The following is a 3,682-nucleotide window of genomic DNA, read 5'->3' as shown; positions in this document are numbered from 1 at the left end:
CCGCCGGTCCGGGTCAGGCCGCCCAGCGACAGCGATCGCGTGTCGACCCAGCCGATCGGGACCGCCCCGCCGATCGCGGTCGCGCGGCCGACCGCCCGGACGGCCAGGCGTTGCCCGGCCGCATAGCGCCGCGACAGCACCGAATAGCTGACGCCCGTGTCCAGGATCGCGCTGATCGACCGCCCGTCGAGGTCGAGGTCGAAGAGCAGCTGGTTGCCCGGCGTCAGGGTAAAGGGGATCCAGCGGTCCTCGGCATCGGCGGCCAGCGCGATGTCGGGCGTGGCGACGGCCATGCGATCGATCTGCCCGCGCGCGGCGGGCAGGGGCGCAGCGGGCAGGGGCGCGGCGAGCAGGAACGCGAGGAGGATCGACAGACGGCGCATCGGACCCGAGCCTAAAGCGTCGCGCGCCCGCAGGGAAGCGACACCGGGAGGGTGCGGACGGGCGAGGTCCACCTTCTCCGGGACAGGGAGGCGACACGGTTGGACACCGGGCGAAAGCATCTGTCTAGAAGGCGTCATGCGCATGCCCCTCCCGCTCGCCCTGGCGATCATCGGCACCGTCGGCGACCTCCGGACCGCCCAGGCCCACACCGTCCAGGCCCCGACCGCTGAGCCTCAGGCCGTGCCGGCGCCGATCGACGCGGCCGATCCGATGATCGGCACCGGCGGGGAAGGGCATACGTTCCCAGGCGCGACCGCGCCGTTCGGGATGGTGCAGCTGTCCCCCGACACCGACACCGGATGCGAGGTCCGCGCCTGCTACGGCCATGCCGCCGGCTATCGGTACGACGACCCGACGATCCAGGGCTTCAGCCACACGCATTTTTCGGGCGCGGGCCATTCCGACCTCGGGGACGTGCTGGTCATGCCGCAGGCGGGCGTCGACGTCCGGATGGATCCCGGCGACCCGAAGCGGCCGGGATCGGGATACAGGTCCCGCTTCGACCACCGCCTGGAGGTCGCGCATCCCGGCTATTATGCTGTGACGCTGACGGACGCCGGGACCGACGCCAAGACCGGCGCCGGCGTGCGCGCGGAGCTGACGGCGGGCGTTCGCATCGGCGTTCACCGCTATGCCTTTCCGGCGGGCACGGCGGCGCACCTCGTCGTCGATCTGCGATCCTCGCTATACAACTATCCGGGCAAGACGCTCTGGTCCGGCCTGCATCTTCGGCCCGACGGCACGCTGACCGGCTTTCGCGAGACGCGCGGCTGGGCGCCGGGGCGCAAGTTATACTTCGCGATGCGCTTCTCGGCGCCGCTGACCGACCACGGCTTCGTCGATCGCGATCCGGCGGTCGCCTACAAGGGTTTCCAGGGACCCGGCCGGGGCAGCGACGCGGTGGCGGAGAAGCTCGGCCGGGCACTGGAGGCGCGGCTGGACTTCGGTACGCTGCGATCGGCGCTGGAGGTCAAGGTGGCGCTGTCCGGCGTGGACGAGAGCGCCGCCGTCGCCAATCTGGAGAGCGAGCCGGGCGACTTCGACGCGGTGCGCGCCCGCACCGCCGCCGCATGGACGCAGGCGCTGGGCGCGCTGGACATCGACGCGCCCGCGCCGATGCGCACCAGCGTCTATACCGCGCTCTACCATGCGCTGCTGGCGCCGAGCGTCTGGAGCGACGCCGATGGCCGCTACCGGGGTCCCGACGACCAGGTCCACCAGGCGGCGGGATACACGTTCCGCTCCACCTTCTCGCTATGGGACACGTTCCGCGCGGAGCACCCGCTGCTCACGCTCGTCCAGCCCGAACGCACCACGACCGACATCGTGCGCTCGCTGGTCGCCAGCCGGCGCGACAGCCCCTGGGGCATCCTGCCCGTGTGGCAGTTCGCCGGCCGGGAGACGTGGACGATGATCGGCTATCACGCGGCGCCGGTGATCGCCGACGCATATCTGAAGGGGATACGCGGCTTCGACGCGGATGCCGCGCTCGACGCGATGGTCGCAAGCGCCACCTACGCGCCGTACGGCGGGCTCGGCGAGTATATGAAGCGCGGCTACGTGCCCATCGACAAGGAGCCGGAAGCCGCCTCGAAGACCGTGGAATACGCCTATGACGACTGGGCGATCGCACGCATGGCGCGGGCGATGGGACGCAAGGACGTCGCCGACCGGTTCCAGGCGCGGGCGGGCAACTGGCGCAACAGCTTCGATCCCCGGACGGGCTGGCTGCGCGCCCGCCTGTCGACGGGCGCGTTCCGCACGCCGTTCGACCCGGCGGCGATCAACTACGGCTCCGACTATACGGAGGGCAATGCCTGGCAATACAGCTGGTTCATGCCGCAGGACGAGGCCGGCCTGATCCGGCTGCTGGGTGGCGACGCGAAGGCGATCGCCAGGCTCGACGCGATGTTCGACTATGACACGTCGAAACTGGACTACAGCCGATCGGAGGACATCGCCGGCCTGATCGGCCAGTATATCCACGGCAACGAGCCGAGCCACCATGTCGCCTATCTCTACGACTTCGCCGGCGCGCCGTGGCGCACGCAGGAGCGGCTGGGCCAGATCGTCGCGTCGCAGTACAAGCCGACGCCCGACGGGCTCGCGGGCAACGACGACCTGGGGCAGATGTCCGCCTGGCTGGTGTTCACCGCGCTCGGCTTCTATCCGGTCGCGCCGGGATCGAACCAATACGTCATCGGCCGGCCGTTCGTCGATCGCGCGGTGCTGCACCTGCCGAACGGCGGACGCTTCGTCGTGGTCGCGGACGGGCTCTCGCCGGCCGCTCCCTATGTGACGGCGGTCACGCTCGACGGCGCATCCCTCGACCGCAGCTTCCTGACGGACGGCGAGATCCGTGCCGGCGGCGAACTGCGCTTCACGATGGGCCGGACGCCGAACCGCCGCCGGGGGACCGGCACCGCGGCACGGCCGTTCTCGATGTCGGCGCCGTCGAAGGCGGACCGAAGGGGGCGCTACGGCAGGAGCAGCGATGCATCGCCATAGGAATAGAAGCGGTAGCCGGTCTCGATCGCCCGGGCATAGGCGACCTTCATCCGGTCGAGCCCCATCAGGCCGGCGACCAGCATCATCAGCGTCGAGCGCGGCAGGTGGAAGTTGGTGAGCAGTCCGTCGACGCCGCGGAAACGATAGCCGGGCGTGATGAAGATCGCGGTGTCGCCTTCGAACGGACGGACCCGCCCGTCCGCGTCGCATGCGCTCTCGATCAGGCGCAGCGACGTGGTGCCGACCGCGACCACCCGGCCCCCGGCGGCGCGGACGGCGTTCAGGCGCGCGGCGGTGTCGGTATCGATACGGCCCCATTCGGCGTGCATCGCATGGTCGTCGGTATCGGCGGCCTTCACCGGCAGGAAGGTGCCGGCGCCGACGTGGAGCGTCAGCGTCGCATGGCCGATCCCCGCCGCCGCTAGCGCCGCCATCAGCGCGGGCGTGAAATGGAGCGCGGCGGTGGGCGCGGCGACCGCGCCGGGCTCCGCCGCGAACATCGTCTGATAGTCGGCGCGATCGCTCGCATCCGCGCGCCGGCGGGCGGCGATATAGGGCGGCAGCGGCATGCGTCCCGCTCGTTCCAGCAGCAGCTCGACCGGCTCGTCGCCCGCGAACGCCAGCGCCCAGCTGCCGTCCTCGGCGCGGTCCTGCGCGAGGGCGGACACGCCGGCGCCGAAGTCGATCGCGTCGCCGTCGCGCAACCGTCGGCCGTTGCGAACGAACGCGC

At 71.2% G+C, this 3,682-nt stretch carries 3 protein-coding genes; 1 reads left to right on the top strand and 2 read right to left on the bottom strand.

Annotated elements, in window-relative coordinates; all coding sequences use genetic code 11:
- Positions 1-383 (bottom strand): aspartyl protease family protein (locus HUV01_RS13700; RefSeq protein ID WP_254606651.1); only part of this gene is annotated, 383 nt, incomplete at its 3' end.
- 136 nt (positions 384-519) lie between these two features.
- On the opposite strand from HUV01_RS13700, the gene HUV01_RS13695 reads away from it, so the two are divergent.
- Positions 520-2,952: a GH92 family glycosyl hydrolase gene (locus tag HUV01_RS13695; RefSeq protein WP_174298774.1), complete on the top strand. Its 2,433-nt coding sequence runs from the start codon at positions 520-522 to the stop codon at positions 2,950-2,952.
- Here the strand turns inward: HUV01_RS13695 and queA are convergent.
- On the bottom strand, positions 2,922-3,682 hold a 761-nt coding region (gene queA / locus HUV01_RS13690), incomplete at its 5' end, for a tRNA preQ1(34) S-adenosylmethionine ribosyltransferase-isomerase QueA (RefSeq protein ID WP_174298773.1). The genes HUV01_RS13695 and queA overlap by 31 nt on opposite strands.

This window comes from Sphingomonas bacterium (assembly GCF_903643035.1).
Lineage (GTDB): Bacteria > Pseudomonadota > Alphaproteobacteria > Sphingomonadales > Sphingomonadaceae > Sphingomonas.
Note: the sequence above shows the minus strand (reverse complement) of the source record. Positions and strands in the feature narration are given on the sequence as shown.